This window comes from Acetanaerobacterium elongatum (assembly GCF_900103835.1).
GTDB classification, from domain to species: Bacteria; Bacillota; Clostridia; order Oscillospirales; family Ruminococcaceae; genus Acetanaerobacterium; species Acetanaerobacterium elongatum.
Map to the genome: position 1 here is coordinate 37,046 of NZ_FNID01000012.1, position 15,322 is coordinate 52,367.

The following is a 15,322-nucleotide window of genomic DNA, read 5'->3' on the forward strand; positions in this document are numbered from 1 at the left end:
CCGATGGCAGGCGATTTCAGTACTCAGGACTTTGCACATTTCAAACAGGTTCTGAAGAACCTGAAGGCGGATTTAGATGTTGCCTCCTGTAACGTACTAAACAATGCCGTGAACATTGCTCGTCGGGTTACGGTAGAGAACACGCCAGTCGGCGACTATTCGCGCGAGGTGAGTTTTACCACCAAGGACGGCCGCGAGGTGCATTTCAGCGTTACTGGTAGAATGGGCGGAACGCTCAAGCGCAGCTGGGATGTAAAGAGAGCCCGTCTGCAGGGAAGAACTTACGAAGCCGAGCTCTACAACACCGCTGATTATGCGCCTTACGTCAATGATGGGCACCGTGTAGTTGACCGCGATAGAGTAACCATCGGGTATGTCAAGGGGCAGTTTATGCTTGAAAAGGGCCTTAACGCAGCCCGCGGAGAGATGCAAAATTTATTCAACGCTGAGATAAGGAGGGTGAAGCAAAGAAGTGGATTTTGACTATATCAAGCAGGGGATAGCAGACTTTATTAAAAGTCTGTATCCAGATGCTACCATATATGAAGACGCCATCCAACAAGGTGCGGCTTCACCTTCCTTCTTTGTTGATTTTTTCAGTGCAGACGGCACCGCAAGGCTGGCAGAAACCTCTAGCTTCGCTGTTGGATGTGTAATCACCTATTACCCGAAAGATATACGAACCAACGATGAAATTAACGCGGTGCGTTTTAATCTGCTGCAGCACCTGCGCCGGTTCTATACTCCGGCAGGATGGATGACTGTAAAGAACCTGACAGCTTCGGTAACCGATATGATACTGACGGTGACATTTACGGTACAGGTTGATATTAGTATGTTACCAGACGACCCGCTGATTCAGGCAGCACAGCAGAAAACCGAATTAAAGGAAGGTTGATTATATTGATTCAGAATCAGATACTGCCCGGCGTATACATAAACGTCGTGGCTGGCAAGCGCGGAGAGGATGTACTGGGAGTGCGCGGTATTGCCACCATTCCGCTTGAATTGGACTGGGGCGCACAGATTACCGAGCTTGCACAGGGAGAAAACCCATTTCCTAAGCTAGGGTATTTGCTCAGCGCTGCGCCGCTCGTGCTAGTGAAGGAAATCCTCAACTATGCCACAAAGCTTATCATCTACCGCATAAACAACGGCGAGAAAGCGCAAGCGACTCTTGCCGAAGGAATTACTGCAAAGGCCAGATATGCAGGCACGAGGGGCAACAGCCTTTCAGTGATTGTTGCAAAGGACGGTTCAGTGTTCGTAGTGAAAACCTTTATGGATACCCTTGAGGTTGACACGCAGATTATCAGCAAACCACAGGATTTCATTGCCAGCAACTATATCGAACTTGAGGGCACCGGCAGCCTTGTAAACGCAACTGTAACTCTAACAGGCGGCACCAACGGAACGGTATCAAGTACCGCTTATGATGATTACCTCACTGCGTTAGAGCTGCTCAAGTATAACGTCATTACCTACACCGGCTCCGATAACGCTGTTAAGAGTAAGATTGCCGCATTTGTAAAGCGAATGCGCGATGAGGGTGTACGTGTACAGGCGGTCATGAACGGCTTTGCTGCGGATTACGAGGGCATTATCAACAATACCATCGGTGGTATAAGTGGTGGTGTTGCACTGACAGCGGCTCAGACCTGCGCAACCAGGGCGGGCATCGAGGCTATGCTCGGTATCACAGCCAGCGGTACCAACATGGAAATTATCGGCTGGACGGATGTCAACCCGCGCCTTAATCGCATTCAGTTGGAAAGCCGCACCAAAAACGGCGAAAGCCTGTTTGTGATTAAAGACGGAAAGGTAAAGCTGCTATACGACATCAACAGCCTGACCACCTTCACGGAGGAAAAGCCGAAAGACTTCGCCAAAAACCTTGTTATTCGCACCTTGGATGCCTATGTGATGGACCTGCAGGCCCTGCTTGATGAACAGGCTATTGGCAAGCTTCGCAACAACGTTAATGGCCGCAATCAGCTTAAGGGTATGATTGTGGATATGACAAAGAAGCGGTATCTTGAGACCGAATCCATCGAGGACTTTACCGCCGATGATGTTGTGGTAGAAATCGGTACCGAACGCGACAGCGTGGTTGCTCACAGCGCCATCAAGGTGGTTGATACGATGGATAAGATTTATCTTACTGTAGTATCCCGCTAAGGAAAGGAAGAAACGAATAAATGAGTGAATTTATGCGTCTGCAGGATATGTTGTCCGGCCATGACGGCAATGTTTATATTACTCTCAATGGCAAGATACTGCCTGCGGGCATGATCGGAAAGATTGAAGCCAAGGAAAAAAAGACCGTCGAGAGCAAACGCCCCCTCGGGCAGCGAGTTATCCAGCACGCCGTTAGGGGTGTAGAGTATACCCTTAGCGCCACGCTGTATCATATCACTTCTGCATTCATTGAAGCTGCTAAGGCTTATAAGGATACCGGCGTATCTCCTGAAATAACCGTTCAGGTATACAACGAGAACCCGGTTCAGGGCAGAAGCGAGATATTGCTGCGTAACGTTATCTTCAACGAAACGCTGTTCGCGAAACTGGACGACAGCTCAGATGACAGCCTTTCCGTCGATACTGACGGCACGTTTGATGACTTCGATATCATTTCTAAATTCGGAGGGACGGCAACTTGAAAACCTTAAACGCTTTTTTAAACCCTGTTAAATCGGTCAATACACAGTTTGTTGTGTCGGAGCGCTTTGTAGAGGATGGTAAGGCTGTCCCGTGGGAACTGAAGGTGCTCTCCTCCGCAGAGGGTGAGATTGCTCTGCGGCAGGCATATATCAACGGCCAGATTGACGATATCTCGCAGCGGTACGAATACGCGGCACGTTGTGTGGTGTATCCCGACCTTACCGATGCCGAGCTGCTCAAGGCCTACGGCGTACTCAAACCGAGCGACCTGCTCCGGCAGATGCTTACCGACACCGAGTTTGCCCGTCTGCTGGTCAAATGCTATGAGATTAATGGCGCGACCATGAACATGCAGGAACTGGTGGACGAAGCAAAAAACTGATAAAGCAGAGCAGAAAAGGGCGCGCAGACAGTTTCTTTGCCTACGCGCATTTTGCTCTGCAGAACTTTAATATCTTACCTAGCGTGTTTTTAGGGCTTCCCACAAGGGAGAAGGCGTTCATTATTGCCAGTATGCAGATAAACACCGAGGATATGAAGCAAAAGTAAGGGGGCGGTACAGTGTCGCAGACCTTTGGTGCGGTATTCAAGCTGACGGATAACTATACCGCCACCATGACAAAGATTATGAACTCCACTGATTCGGCAGAGAATAAGATAAAGAAAGCCAAGAAGGCAAACGAGGAATATTCGAACAGCTTTAAAAGGATTAAAAACAGTGCGCAGGACGCTGGCGGTGGTCTTAACACCATTATGAATAGGCTGACTGGTATGATTACTCTTGCCTATGCGGGGCGGAAGGCCTTTGACCTGATGATGTCGGCACTGAATACCTCCGCACTGCAGAAGACGCAGGAAACCACATTTCAGGCACTGCTGAAAAATGATAAGGTTGGCTCGCAGCTCTATCAATATGTCGGTCAGTACGCGCAGAAATCTGCGTTAGGACGCGAGGATATCGCAAAAGGAGTAACCTCTTTCCTTTCTACGACGCGCGACCTTAACCAGATTGAGCGCCTCATCAAGATGACCGAGCGCCTGTATGCGAAGGACCCCACGCAGGGTGCTCAGGGCGCAGTATTCGCGCTCAAGGAGGTACTCGCGGGCGACGTGGTATCCATGCGCGACCGCTACGGTATTACCGGCTTCAGCGGCGAAAAGATTCGCAACATGTCAGCGCAAGGCGATACCGCTGGGATGCTTGATTATATCGACCAGCAGCTTAACCGCTTCGGCGCGACGCAGGAGGTGGTTGACCGCAATTTTGCTGGGCTACTTACGCAGGCGAACGTATTCGCTTCCAACATGAAGACCGCCATCGGCGATGCTGCAACGCCGGTTATGGAAAACCTTGCCGGTGTGATGATGCGCCTTAATGAGATGATGCAGGCGGGCAGATTTCAGCCGTTCATCAACATGATGGTAAACGGCATGCAGATGATCGGCAACGGGATTGCATGGGTGGTGGAGAACATCAACGTTATCGCGCCGCTGGTTGTAGGCTTTACGACCTCCATTTTGATATACAAGGGCGCCATGATGGTAGCGGCACTCTGGACGACCATTACAGGCATAGCAGTTAACGCCTTGGCAGGAAACCTAATAATGGCCGGTGCAATCCTTGCCGGTGTAACTGCCGGGGCGCTTACGCTCTCCGCTGCCTTTCAGGATATCGACGCAAGCGGCGTAAAAGACCTTAACGGAGTAAACCCCTCGGAGCTTTCAAAGGGCTTAGCTTCCGCGCCCGTAGAGGTAACCAACTCCTCGGCCATCCCCGTAAAGGGCGAAGTATCCATCGAGAGCGAGGACATGCGCTATCTTATCGACCTTGAAAGCCAAAAGTTTTTTGCAAAGTTTTCGGTGGCCCACCTTGCACCGCAGATAAATAACACTTTTGGGGATATCCACCAAACCGCAGATGTTTCCCAAATTGAAGGGGTTATAGCCAATATCATTACCGAAGAAATCGAAACCTGCGCGGATGGAGTGTGAAACTAATGTACAACATATTCATCGGGGACATTGAGCTTTACGGCATCGAGGAATTTACCGAGACCGGAGGACGGGATATAGAAACGCACAGCACCCTTGGAACGGGTGCTGTGCCTCTGTATGGTGATAAAGATTTACGGTCGTGGAGTATCTCTTGCGAACTGACCAATATCAAGCAATCCTACCATGATGTATTTACCCAGGCATCTGATATCTTCGCTGCGTTTGACGCATGGCTTACAAGCGGCGCCGAGCAGCGGCTGGTAGTAGTCAACGGTGATTACACCCTGTCTCAGATGGTAATACTCAAGAACTACAAGAAGCCTGAGAAATCACAGGGTGTATACGATGTGAGCATTGAGCTGTTGGAATACAAGGAAGTCAGCGTTCGCACGGCGGATATTCCGTATATCCAGCGCCCCGGGAAGATACCGGCGGTGCCGAAAGCGCTGGCGGGCAACCCGGCAACATTTACGAAAAAGGAAGATATTGATGCGGCGTTTAAGAGGTATAGGGCGGCAAAAGAGGGGCAACTTTTAGCGCTGGATAAAAGGGATACTTTAAGTCTTCAAGCGGATTTAAGCATAAGGAATGATGCGCTATTGGGTGAACCTGCTGGACGCAACCTTGATAAGGCTTTAGGTACAACTGATTTACATACTTTTCAATACATTGGTAGAGCTTACGACGATTGGGCGAGAAGATTCGCGGACAATTTAACAAAGCTCAATACCCCATTTATGGGTTAGCAATGGACGATAGTTTCATAATATTTTCTGACATTCATCTGCGTTAAGCACATGGTAGGATTTAAATATTTTTAACATTTCACTCGTCTTATCATCTATCTGTTCAAGGTGGTAGAGTGATGCGGCTAGATAAAATAAAGCTACCGCAATTATAATCGTAATAAACCATGTAATTAACATGGCGGTAAAATATACCGTATAGATATCGTGTGATTGCCCAGCAGTATTCAGTACATTACCAACAACTCCTCCAATGACAATACCCAGCACTAAACCACCGATTAAAACTACCCAAGCTAAAATATTATATACTGTTGATCTAATCATTTTCTGTCAACTCCTTTCCCCCAATATACCACTATATACTCTAATTTACAACCTTTGGAGGTGACCCGATGGAACTCCTTTTAGAAAACGCAGAAGTAGGTAAAGTCCTTGACCTCACTGATATTGCGGAGAAAATTAAATTTCAAGACCAGTGGAACAACGGCACCGCGAAGTTTTGTTTTGAATATCCGGCACAGGTAGGCGACATGTACCCCAACGGTTCGGTGGTGAGGTTCAAGTATGCTAACGCAGGCATCTTCTTCGGATACCTCTTTACCACCTCACAAGATAAGAGCACATATAAATGCACCTGTTACGACCAGCTGCGGTACATGAAGGCCAGCGATACGGTGATGCGTAAGAAGATGACGCTCACCCAGTTTGTCAACCTCTGCGCGGCGAACCTTCAGCTAAGGGTAGGAAAGTTCGATAACACTGAGCTGGTGTTGGACGATTACCTGTTTGATGGCAAAACCTATCTCGACATGGTGTACGACAGCATCAAGGAGAACCTGCTCGGTAACGGGTATTACTATACCCTGTATGACAACTTCGGCGCGCTTGACCTGCGGGATACGCTGGATCTGCGTCTGCCGCTTGTGCTGGGCGATTACTCGCTGGCTACTGATTTTGAGTACAGCAAAAGCATTGACGAGGATACCTACAACTACGTCAAGGTGGCGCAAGACAACAAGGATGCGGGCGTGCGGAACAGCTACTGCGCCGAGGATGTCGGCAACATGAAGCGGTGGGGCAAGCTGATGTTCTATCATAAAAGCAGCGGCAATAAAAACGAGGCACAGCTCGCGGAGCTTGCCAACAACATTCTTGCTGCCAAGAACCGAGAAACGCAGACGCTCTCCATTGAAGCCATCGGTGACGTAAGAGTACGTGGCGGCAGCGGTATCAAGGTTGAAATTGCCGAGGCGGGGCTTGACCTGTGGGCGGTGGTAGACAATGTAACCCACGAATTTACTCGGTCGATTCACACAATGAAGTTAAACCTGATTATAGGGGGGCCTCTTAGTGTCAAATCTACATAGTGCAATCAAGCGGGTTGCGCTCAACAGTATGAACAACGAAAATCTCGCCGATGTGGTATATGCCACCTATACTGGAAGCGGTCTAAAAATAGACGGGAAACCCGTTGCTGTACCCGTAAACATGATAGATATTCCTCATCATCTTACGGATTATGACGTGGATATGCAGGAAGTGCAGGGAGGGGCTCTGGTTGGAGAGCGAAAAACCTATCGCGTTTTTAATGCACTCAAGAAGAATGAGCGTGTAAGTGCGGTGCAGAAACGCGGCTCACAGCGCTACGCCATCATTGATCGGCTGTAGGGAGGGGTATGTATGTTGCCACAGTTAGGATATCTGAACACAAGCACCGATTACACGCATTTACGGCTCCCGTCAAAAACCTATAAGCTCGACATCAACAGCGGCCACATTCGTGGTCACACCGACGAGCTGTCAGCGATGGAGCAGGCTGTATATAAGATTCTTGCCACTGAACGCTTTTGGTACCATATCTACACGCCAAACTACGGGGTGGAGCTGGACGGGCTTGTTGGATCCCGCAGAGAATATATCAAAGGCGACATTGCTCGGCGACTGAGTGAGGCACTTACCGCTGATGACCGAATTACTGGTATAAGGAATTTAAACGTTTCCTTTAGTGGCGAGGAAGCTGGCGTATCTTTTATTGTGGGCACCATTTACGGAGACGTCATTGTGGAAAGGAGGGTGGCTCTTGGCTGAGAATTATGAGTTCCGATACATACTTAATGAAATGCTTGCGGGTGTTCCCGATACCTTAGATAAACGCGAGGGCAGCATCATCTATGACACACTGGCCCCAGTTGCATATGAGGTGGCAAAACAGAACTACCTCATTTCCAGCCTGATGAGCCTGTTGTTTCCGGACACCTCGCAGGAGATATGGCTCGACCGCAACGCCGACAATTTCGGTCTTGCCCGCAGGGAGGCTACCTGCGCGACCAGAAGGGTGCTTGTGCAGGACAGCAACGGAGCGCCACTCGACGTGCCCCTAAGCAGTCGTTTCCGAGTGGAGGATCTAACGCTGCAGGTCACCGAAAAGATAGCGGCGGGAGAATTCAAGGCTGTCGCGGAGCAGGCGGGAACCATCGGCAACCGGTATACGGGGGAACTGCTGCCGGTTGACAATATAGTCGGCCTGGGAACGGCAATGCTTGCAGACGTATTGATACCTGCATCCGATACGGAAACCGATGAAGAACTGCGCGGCAGGCTGTACGATTATCTGCGGAAAACACCCTTCGGCGGGAATATCGCGGATTATGAGCAAAAAACGCTGGGCATTGAAGGTGTTGGAGCGGTTGCGGTGTTTACCGCGCAGAATATCGGCGCGGGCCTTGTACGGCTTATCATAGCCGACGAGCAGATACAGCCCGCCACCGAGGAGCTTATTACAAGGGTTAAAAACACGTTTGTGGGTGACCGTAACGGTACGGGTATGGCCCCCATCGGGCACCTTGTCACCGTTGGCACCGCAAGCCTGCTGACGGTTGACATCACGGCACAGGTAAAGTTGAAAACCGGCGCCAGTTTTGCGCTAATCGAGCCGCTTATTAAACAGGCGGCGCAGGGTTATATCGGCGGAATCGGCTTTAAGGAGGGCATCGTCTACCGCGCAAAGTTAATATCGCATATGCTCAACGCCTCTGATGCCATCCTTGATGTCAGAGGCGTTACCATTAACGGCGCCGCCGAAAACCTTACCCTAACTAAGACAGCGTATGATTATCAGATACCGTCAATCGGTACGATTACCGTTACGGAGGTGACGGCCTGATGTTTTATGACCTAAAACCTGAGTACAAAGCACACCTACCGCCGTACTACGAGAACATCGCAGAGATTTCGGTTCTCGATACGGTTATCATCGAACAGCTTGAGAAGATTCAAAGCCGGATACGACTGCTTGCCGAAAGTCGGTTTGTAGAGCTTACTAATGTCGATGGGGTAAAGCGATGGGAAAGTATCCTAGCACTCAATAGCCCTATTAAAAGCACACTACAGTCCCGTAAGAACGCAGTGAAGGCCAAACTAATGTCAAAGCCACCCATAACAATTGAAACTCTGCGGGCCGTGATTGAAACCTACCTTGGGGTGCCGGTTAATATGGTTACGTGGACTCTGCCGGACATACCAAACTGGTATGTTTTTGGGAAAGCCACATGGGGTGATGTTGAAAAGACATTTTGGAGAGATTACCTGCCGACCGGTACGCCTTATACTATCGATGTCTACTATCGTGGTTTTGAGAAATTGCCGGACTTAGATCCGTTGTATGCAACCATTAACGAGCTCATACCCGCAAATATCGTTGTCAATATTCATTACGCCTATGCAACATGGCGCGAGGCGCAGGTGCAATACCCAACGTGGCAACAGATTTGCGAACATACATGGAATCATATTATGTTAGGAGCGTGGCTGAATGCCTAAGTTAACAACAAATCTGCAATTAAAAAAGCCGTTGCTGGATGAGGCAGCGGATATCGAGGTCATTAACGAGAATATGGACAGGATTGATGCGGTTATAATTACGAAGAATAGCGCTCAGGCAATTCATCATGCCACCGCATGTACCGGTACGGGCAGACGTTACGAGCTCATAGTGCCGACACTCGACTACCCATTGCCGAGTGATTTTATCCTTACGTTTATACCGCATGTTGACGTACTGGATAATGCTGTGGTGGTTATTCGTAAATCAGCAGAAACACCGGACGAACAAAGCACAGTATTACCCATCATTACCAACGCCAACGAGACTGTACCGGCCGGATCATTTAAGGCAACTACCGTAACAATGCTTGCAATAGGAGGCGGGCGTGCTTTTTTTAAGCTTGGCGGCATCGGAAAGCCGCCGGAAAACTGGTCTTTTCTGCAGGCAATTACACAGACAGGGCAATTTTTAGTAGAAGAAACCGGATGGTATCAGATACATGTTATTGGCCCAGGGGGTAACGGCGGAAAGGGTGGAACATCTGTATTATCGGGCGACAACAGTGGTCTCACTTATGTCATGGGAGGCGGAGGAGGAGGGGGTTCCGGTGGAGGCCTTGCAATATCCAGACTGTTCTTAAAAGCCGGAACAGTGATAAATATTACTGTTACTGCCTCCTATGTATCTTTTGGTTCCGACATAACATGCACTGCCGGATATGCAGGCCAGAACGGCGGTAACGCAGATATTAACAATGTCGGTGCTGCTGGCGCAGGAGCAACAAACGTTGGGACAGCAGTAGGAGGAAATTACATTAACTTACCCGGAAAGCCGGGCAAAAACGGTGTAAATGGCGCAAAATGGGGTGGAACAGCGCCAGCGAACCAAACAATAGGTGGAGCTGGAGGAGCTGCTGGAGACCCGCTTACTGCAAGCAAGTATTATTCTTCACCTAAAGCTACGAGTGGAATGAATGCTAAAACATCAGACACCGCCAACAATATTCCTTTCATGTTTGGAGGCGCGGGTGCAGGACGCACGGGAGGAGTAATACCCAGCAATGCTTACTATAACTCGTATCCTGGCACAACGTATGCTGGCGCTGCAGCTGGTGGTGGGGCGCCTGGAGGCGTAGTAATTGAGAAAGGAGTTGCATAATCATGAGCAGACAGTTTGCGTTTGTACAAGCAGGTAAGGTAGAGGAGGTTGTTCCGTACATTATTGATATCGGTGAAACATCCGTCAGCCTTGAAAATCGGGTATACAGTGATATCATCAAACTATATTTTGTAGAGATTCCCGAAGGCTTACCGGTTGAAGCAGGCTGGTATTATCAACAGGGTATGTTCCGCCGGCCGAACGCCGACGGCAGCGCTCCTGCCCTAATCGACATTGACGCCATTACACAACGGTATGACACAACCACACTGGACGGTGCAAAGGCTGCCAAGCTTACCGAAATCAACACCGCCTGTGAACAGGCAATAACCGCGGGCGTGGATGTCACAACCACACAGGGTACAGAGCATTTCAGCCTGACAGCCAACGACCAGATCAACATTGCCTTCTACGAGCAGCAGCTCTCGGCTGGAGCGGCGCAGGTACCATATCACGCCGATGGAGCCCTTTGCCGTATGTTCTCGGCAGATGAAATCAAAGATGTAGCTGCGGCTGCTGCCCGGCATAAACTTTATCACATCACCTACTGTAACCATCTGCGTGATTACATTAAGAGCCTCATCACCATCAAAGAGATAGACGGGGTTACATATGGGATGACATTGCCGGAAGCACTGCAGAGCAACTTAACGGCGATATTAACAGCCGCAGGAGGTACCACGGATGAAACAACTGCTTAAGCTATCAATCCTGTTTTGCATAGGTGGCCTGGTGTATAACCTCATTGAGATTATGCACCACGGGAGCACCCACTGGTCAATGTTAATTGTTGGCGGGTTATGCTTTCTGCTCATCGGAGCCATCAATGAGCTTTATACCTTCGATATGGCGCTGCCCAGCCAGATGCTGATATCGGCTATTATCGTTACCGCCGTGGAACTTATCACCGGCCTTATTATCAACGTTGTCCTCGGTTGGAACGTGTGGGATTACAGTAATTTGCCGTATAACCTCTGCGGACAGATCTGCTTGTTGTACTTCAATATCTGGTTTCTGCTGTCTCTTGCCGGTATCTTCCTCGATGATTGGCTGCGGTATTGGCTGTTCGATGAGGAACGGCCGCGTTACAAGCTGCTTTAGGGGGTGTAGATAGTTGGTAAATGCGGTATATAACATTGACCTCAGCCTGAAGCAATCGGAAATACTGCAGACGGGTATCATCCTTACACAGGGTGATAACAGCTCTATAGTATTTCACATCCGTATTCTTGATGGTGGAAAAGAAATTGATTACTCGAAAGCGACCGCGCGGATTGTCTTCATAAAAGAAGATAAAACAGTGGTAGAAAAAGATAATCTGGAGAATCCACCTGAAGGGGGATACAACCATACGCTCGGCACAAACGAGCTAGCGGTTATAGGCAAGGTAATCGGCTCAGTACTTTTATATGGACCAAACGGGGAGCGCCTTTCAGCTTCCCGTTTTGTTTTTCAGGTTCAGGCAGACATGCTGGCACCGGGAGCGGTCGAAAGCTCTTCCGAGATGGACGCTCTCTCAAAAGCCATACAGCTGCTCCATCAGTTGGAGGACGAGGCCTACACCGGCACGGCTGTTTTTACCCTGGAGAGCGAAACATCAACAATAGAGATAACCACAGATACCAACGGTAAGCCGCTTGACTGCCGACATGCTGAGCTGGTTATAAAGGTACCCGAAAACTTGATTGCGAACGCTGGGGACCAGGTATATGTGATGGGGCAGGTGAATGATGCAGTCGCAGCAGGAGCGTACTGTTCTGTTTGGGGCGGGGCTACGGCGGATAAGTGGATGCTTGGATGGTTTAAAAACTTGGGCAGCGCAATCCGGCTTAACTTCGATGTAGCTGGAGGCGCGGTATGCGTAACGGGTGATGTAGTGGCGGGTGGTATAAGCAGCAGCGGTTCCCGTAATGATGTGGCCTCGGGAAAAACATACGGGTATACGACACAGGTAAATAACTTTCAGGCGATATCCAAGATTACGCTAACTGCGGCATACAGCCGATTCCCCGCGGGTACAGTCGTTGTAGTTAGGGATATTAAAAAGTAAAGGAGATTGACTGATGCCATCAGAAGTTTTAGTTGCAATCATAGCCTTTGCAGGCACCGCCGTCGGTAGCGTCGGCGGTGTTCTTGCATCCAGCCGTTTAGTCAACTTTAGGCTCGACAAAATTGAGGACAAGCTTGACAAACACAATCACTTTGGCGATAGACTTACCAGGGTGGAAACAATACTTGATATTAAGGAGGAAAATTAGCCGTGAATATTATACAGCACCCCTCACCCAACCACTGGAATGGGCGTTTTGGATGGACGCCAGACATGATTGTCTGTCATATCACAGACGGGGCATACGACGGCGCTATAGCCACCCTGTGTGACCCCGCGATGCAAAGGTCTTCCCACTTCGTCGTAGCCCGCGACGGACGCATAACCCAGCTTGTGCAGATTGCTGACGGCGCGTGGTGTAATGGCACAGACACGAAACCGTTAGCAAACAGCTATTATGGCAAATCCACACTGCAGGCCGTGCGCGACCGTAAAACCAACGCCAACTATTACACCATCAGCATCGAATTTGAGGGTATCTGGAAGGAAACCAAAGGCAGGCTTACCGACGTGCAGCTTGCGGCCGGCATAGAACTGATTAAGTACATATTCGCCGAGGTCAAACGGCTATATGGCATTGATATCCCCGTCGACCGTGAACATATCGTTGGTCACTATCAAATCAGCCCTGTTACCCGCCCCTGCTGCCCGGGCGAGCTGTTCCAATGGGATGAGCTGCTCGCGGGGGTTAAGGGTGAAGCCGCAGAAACTGATTGGCAGCTTAAGTATACCAAGCTCGAAGCCGAGTATAACGCATTTAGGCAGGGTGTAGCAGCTCTGCTTGATAATTATAAGGAGGTCTAGCAAATGAAGAAAACTGCAAAAAGAATTCTCGCGCTTATTATGTGCTTGTTACTGGTCGGCATCCTCATGGCGCCTACTATGTTCGCAGCAGACACAACAGCTACACCTGCACCTCCATCCAATTGGGGTAACTTCGTTAGCATCATCCTCACTGTGCTGCTCGTTGTGGGCGGCTTTTTTATTTCCTATTTTAAAACCAGCGCGACATTAAAAAGTAAGGCAGCCGGTTTGATTGCCGAGGCCGAGAACCAATACCGCACATGGACGAAAGCGGGCAATCAAAAGTTTGAGTGGGTATGCGATCAGCTCTACAGCCTCATACCGCCTTGGCTCAAGCCGCTGATTACGCGTGAAGTTGTCGGAAATATCGTGCAGACCGTATTTAATTTTATCGAGGATTACGCCAAGCAGCAGCTTAATCTTAATAGGGCCGCAGATGGTATTGGCAAACTGAACAAATAAGATTAAAGCCGGAGGTTGTGCCTTCGACACCAAGCAAACAGCGGGGGCCATTAGGCTCCCGCTGTTGTTTACAGATATAGAATGTAGTTGAATAGAATCGTAGGTAAACAATGTTGCGTACCTCCGCAACCATTTAAGCGGTTTGAAGTTTACTTCAAACCGCTTTTTACTTGCTTGACTCTACCTGCCAATCCGAAAATTTTAGGTATACTACCAATGCTGTCTTCAGCTACTACGAAGGTGTAAAAAACGGGTATATCCTCAAAAAAACTTGTACATACCCCCCGAATTATGCTATCATAGTAACAGTTCTGAATCTACTTAACCTTAAAAACACTTGAATTCTATTCTGCTGCCGAACCGGTAACCATAGGGCACAAACAGGGCTTGTCTGCCCCGGCTGTGTCTTTTTATTTGAAAGGACTCCTACAGCATATGAAGCGGGCTTTGTTTGTTGCGACAGTTACAGGCCATATTCTGGCGTTTCATACTCCTTATATAAAAATGCTTACCGAGATGGGCTATTCCGTCGATGTGGCGGCCTATGGGGATGAGCATGTGCCGTATGCGGTAAAGCAGTTTTTTCTGCCCTTTCAGCGTAATCCCTTCAGTTGGCATAATCTAAAGGCGTACCGGAGTCTGAAAAAACTTATTGATGCCAATCAATATGAACTCATCCACTGTCATACACCAGTCGCCGGTATTTTAACCCGATTTGCTGCCAGAAAGGCCCGCAGAAACGGCACAAGGGTTCTTTACACCGCACACGGCTTTCACTTTTACAAGGGTGCCCCGCTGATAAACTGGCTTCTATACTACCCCGCCGAGCTGCTCTGTTCTAATTGGACAGACACGCTGATTACCATCAATCACGAGGATTTTGAGCGTGCAAGCAGGCATTTTCACGCCGCACAAATTGAATATGTGCCCGGTGTGGGGATCGATGTGGACAAGTACGCAAACTGTGCGGTTGACAGGGCACAAAAACGCCGGGAGATCGGCGTGCCGGAGGATGCTCTGCTGCTGATATCGGCAGGGGAGCTTAACCAAAACAAGAACCATGAGGTCATCATCAAGGCAATAGCGCAGCTTCACGACCCTTTGGTGTACCTTGTGCTATGTGGCATCGGGGAGCTGCGGGAGCCTCTTGAAGCACTGGCCAGGTCACTCGGGGTGGCCGACAGGGTTCTGTTCCTTGGCTACCGAGCAGATATGCCCGAACTATATAAGGTCTCGGATGTCTTTGTTTTTCCCTCGTTTCGCGAAGGGCTTTCCGCTTCGCTGATGGAGGCGATGGCCTGCGGCCTTGCGGTAATTTGTTCCGACATACGGGGAAACAGGGATTTGATAACCGACAATATAAACGGGCTGCTCTGCAGGCAGAACATACCCGAGGCGTATGCATCCTGTATTGAATTTTTAAAAGACCCTGCGGCTCGTTTGCGGCTAAGCGGTGGGCTAGGGGGAACGCTTGAACCGTTTTCCGCCGGTTCCGTCCGGCGCCTGATGCGGAAGATCTATATGAACTGCCCACAATCACTCTAAATTATTTAAGTGAGG

The 15,322-nt window shown here is 49.4% G+C and carries 21 protein-coding genes; 20 read left to right on the plus strand and 1 reads right to left on the minus strand.

Annotation, left to right across the window (positions count from 1 at the left end):
• The first annotated feature begins 3 nt into the window (after positions 1 to 3).
• The 7 genes from BLR50_RS05750 (at position 4) to BLR50_RS05780 (ending at position 5,402) form a co-directional block, all read left to right on the plus strand.
• On the plus strand, positions 4 to 483 hold the full coding sequence (locus BLR50_RS05750; protein ID WP_092639471.1) for an HK97 gp10 family phage protein: 480 nt from the start codon (positions 4 to 6) through the stop codon (positions 481 to 483).
• Positions 473 to 898 (plus strand): phage tail terminator family protein, encoded by a 426-nt coding sequence (locus BLR50_RS05755; protein ID WP_092639473.1) that lies wholly within the window; start codon positions 473 to 475, stop codon positions 896 to 898. The genes BLR50_RS05750 and BLR50_RS05755 overlap by 11 nt, the downstream gene beginning before the upstream one ends.
• Positions 899 to 903: 5 nt before the next feature.
• Positions 904 to 2,178 carry a phage tail sheath subtilisin-like domain-containing protein gene (locus BLR50_RS05760; RefSeq protein WP_162840334.1) on the plus strand — a complete coding sequence of 425 codons (1,275 nt, stop codon included), beginning with the start codon at positions 904 to 906 and terminating at the stop codon, positions 2,176 to 2,178.
• A gap of 20 nt (positions 2,179 to 2,198) precedes the next feature.
• A complete protein-coding gene (locus BLR50_RS05765) occupies positions 2,199 to 2,660 on the plus strand; it encodes a phage tail tube protein (RefSeq protein ID WP_092639477.1) in 462 nt (153 codons plus the stop codon).
• Positions 2,657 to 3,043 carry a phage tail assembly chaperone gene (locus tag BLR50_RS05770; protein WP_162840335.1) on the plus strand — a complete coding sequence of 129 codons (387 nt, stop codon included), beginning with the start codon at positions 2,657 to 2,659 and terminating at the stop codon, positions 3,041 to 3,043. Before BLR50_RS05765 ends, BLR50_RS05770 begins: the two co-directional genes overlap by 4 nt.
• 179 nt (positions 3,044 to 3,222) lie before the next feature.
• The gene (locus BLR50_RS05775) at positions 3,223 to 4,653 is read left to right on the plus strand and encodes a hypothetical protein (protein WP_092639481.1); all 1,431 of its coding nucleotides are present in this window, start codon (positions 3,223 to 3,225) and stop codon (positions 4,651 to 4,653) included.
• A gap of 5 nt (positions 4,654 to 4,658) precedes the next feature.
• On the plus strand, positions 4,659 to 5,402 hold the full coding sequence (locus tag BLR50_RS05780; RefSeq protein WP_092639483.1) for a hypothetical protein: 744 nt from the start codon (positions 4,659 to 4,661) through the stop codon (positions 5,400 to 5,402).
• 15 nt (positions 5,403 to 5,417) lie between these two features.
• Here BLR50_RS05780 and BLR50_RS05785 read toward each other — a convergent pair whose 3' ends face one another.
• Positions 5,418 to 5,729, minus strand: a complete 312-nt coding sequence (locus tag BLR50_RS05785) for a hypothetical protein (protein ID WP_092639485.1) — start codon at positions 5,727 to 5,729, stop codon at positions 5,418 to 5,420.
• Between the two features lie 68 nt (positions 5,730 to 5,797).
• Between BLR50_RS05785 and BLR50_RS05790 the strand changes: the two genes are divergently transcribed.
• The 13 genes from BLR50_RS05790 (at position 5,798) to BLR50_RS05850 (ending at position 15,307) form a co-directional block, all read left to right on the plus strand.
• The gene (locus tag BLR50_RS05790) at positions 5,798 to 6,772 is read left to right on the plus strand and encodes an XkdQ/YqbQ family protein (RefSeq protein ID WP_092639487.1); all 975 of its coding nucleotides are present in this window, start codon (positions 5,798 to 5,800) and stop codon (positions 6,770 to 6,772) included.
• Complete coding sequence (locus BLR50_RS05795; protein WP_143008054.1) at positions 6,756 to 7,073, plus strand: DUF2577 family protein; 318 nt, start codon at positions 6,756 to 6,758, stop codon at positions 7,071 to 7,073. The genes BLR50_RS05790 and BLR50_RS05795 overlap by 17 nt, the downstream gene beginning before the upstream one ends.
• A 15-nt stretch (positions 7,074 to 7,088) precedes the next feature.
• On the plus strand, positions 7,089 to 7,493 hold the full coding sequence (locus BLR50_RS05800) for a DUF2634 domain-containing protein (RefSeq protein WP_162840336.1): 405 nt from the start codon (positions 7,089 to 7,091) through the stop codon (positions 7,491 to 7,493).
• Complete coding sequence (locus BLR50_RS05805; RefSeq protein ID WP_092639493.1) at positions 7,486 to 8,568, plus strand: baseplate J/gp47 family protein; 1,083 nt, start codon at positions 7,486 to 7,488, stop codon at positions 8,566 to 8,568. The genes BLR50_RS05800 and BLR50_RS05805 overlap by 8 nt, the downstream gene beginning before the upstream one ends.
• Positions 8,568 to 9,224 carry a putative phage tail protein gene (locus tag BLR50_RS05810; RefSeq protein ID WP_092639495.1) on the plus strand — a complete coding sequence of 219 codons (657 nt, stop codon included), beginning with the start codon at positions 8,568 to 8,570 and terminating at the stop codon, positions 9,222 to 9,224. The genes BLR50_RS05805 and BLR50_RS05810 overlap by 1 nt, the downstream gene beginning before the upstream one ends.
• Positions 9,217 to 10,386, plus strand: coding sequence for a hypothetical protein (locus BLR50_RS05815; RefSeq protein WP_092639497.1), 1,170 nt, complete (start codon positions 9,217 to 9,219; stop codon positions 10,384 to 10,386). The genes BLR50_RS05810 and BLR50_RS05815 overlap by 8 nt, the downstream gene beginning before the upstream one ends.
• A gap of 2 nt (positions 10,387 to 10,388) precedes the next feature.
• Positions 10,389 to 11,087 (plus strand): DUF4376 domain-containing protein, encoded by a 699-nt coding sequence (locus BLR50_RS05820; protein WP_092639499.1) that lies wholly within the window; start codon positions 10,389 to 10,391, stop codon positions 11,085 to 11,087.
• Positions 11,071 to 11,487, plus strand: a complete 417-nt coding sequence (locus BLR50_RS05825; protein ID WP_092639501.1) for a putative ABC transporter permease — start codon at positions 11,071 to 11,073, stop codon at positions 11,485 to 11,487. Before BLR50_RS05820 ends, BLR50_RS05825 begins: the two co-directional genes overlap by 17 nt.
• A 13-nt stretch (positions 11,488 to 11,500) precedes the next feature.
• Positions 11,501 to 12,436, plus strand: a complete 936-nt coding sequence (locus tag BLR50_RS05830; RefSeq protein ID WP_092639503.1) for a BppU family phage baseplate upper protein — start codon at positions 11,501 to 11,503, stop codon at positions 12,434 to 12,436.
• A gap of 13 nt (positions 12,437 to 12,449) precedes the next feature.
• A complete protein-coding gene (locus tag BLR50_RS05835) occupies positions 12,450 to 12,644 on the plus strand; it encodes a hypothetical protein (RefSeq protein ID WP_092639505.1) in 195 nt (64 codons plus the stop codon).
• 2 nt (positions 12,645 to 12,646) lie between these two features.
• Complete coding sequence (locus tag BLR50_RS05840; protein ID WP_143008055.1) at positions 12,647 to 13,300, plus strand: N-acetylmuramoyl-L-alanine amidase; 654 nt, start codon at positions 12,647 to 12,649, stop codon at positions 13,298 to 13,300.
• A 3-nt stretch (positions 13,301 to 13,303) separates the two neighbouring features.
• Complete coding sequence (locus BLR50_RS05845; RefSeq protein WP_092639509.1) at positions 13,304 to 13,762, plus strand: hypothetical protein; 459 nt, start codon at positions 13,304 to 13,306, stop codon at positions 13,760 to 13,762.
• 435 nt (positions 13,763 to 14,197) lie between these two features.
• Positions 14,198 to 15,307, plus strand: a complete 1,110-nt coding sequence (locus BLR50_RS05850; RefSeq protein ID WP_092639511.1) for a glycosyltransferase family 4 protein — start codon at positions 14,198 to 14,200, stop codon at positions 15,305 to 15,307.
• Positions 15,308 to 15,322 lie beyond the last annotated feature (15 nt).

Bases quoted from the DNA above. Each gene is read 5' to 3' on its own strand.
- BLR50_RS05785 (WP_092639485.1), bottom strand. From the start codon at position 5,729: ATGATTAGATCAACAGTATATAATATTTTAGCTTGGGTAGTTTTAATC.
- BLR50_RS05750 (WP_092639471.1), top strand. From the start codon at position 4: ATGGCAGGCGATTTCAGTACTCAGGACTTTGCACATTTCAAACAGGTT.
- BLR50_RS05825 (WP_092639501.1), top strand. From the start codon at position 11,071: ATGAAACAACTGCTTAAGCTATCAATCCTGTTTTGCATAGGTGGCCTG.
- BLR50_RS05790 (WP_092639487.1), top strand. From the start codon at position 5,798: ATGGAACTCCTTTTAGAAAACGCAGAAGTAGGTAAAGTCCTTGACCTC.
- BLR50_RS05810 (WP_092639495.1), top strand. From the start codon at position 8,568: ATGTTTTATGACCTAAAACCTGAGTACAAAGCACACCTACCGCCGTAC.
- BLR50_RS05850 (WP_092639511.1), top strand. From the start codon at position 14,198: ATGAAGCGGGCTTTGTTTGTTGCGACAGTTACAGGCCATATTCTGGCG.
- BLR50_RS05820 (WP_092639499.1), top strand. From the start codon at position 10,389: ATGAGCAGACAGTTTGCGTTTGTACAAGCAGGTAAGGTAGAGGAGGTT.
- BLR50_RS05765 (WP_092639477.1), top strand. From the start codon at position 2,199: ATGAGTGAATTTATGCGTCTGCAGGATATGTTGTCCGGCCATGACGGC.
- BLR50_RS05780 (WP_092639483.1), top strand. From the start codon at position 4,659: ATGTACAACATATTCATCGGGGACATTGAGCTTTACGGCATCGAGGAA.
- BLR50_RS05835 (WP_092639505.1), top strand. From the start codon at position 12,450: ATGCCATCAGAAGTTTTAGTTGCAATCATAGCCTTTGCAGGCACCGCC.
- BLR50_RS05845 (WP_092639509.1), top strand. From the start codon at position 13,304: ATGAAGAAAACTGCAAAAAGAATTCTCGCGCTTATTATGTGCTTGTTA.
- BLR50_RS05815 (WP_092639497.1), top strand. From the start codon at position 9,217: ATGCCTAAGTTAACAACAAATCTGCAATTAAAAAAGCCGTTGCTGGAT.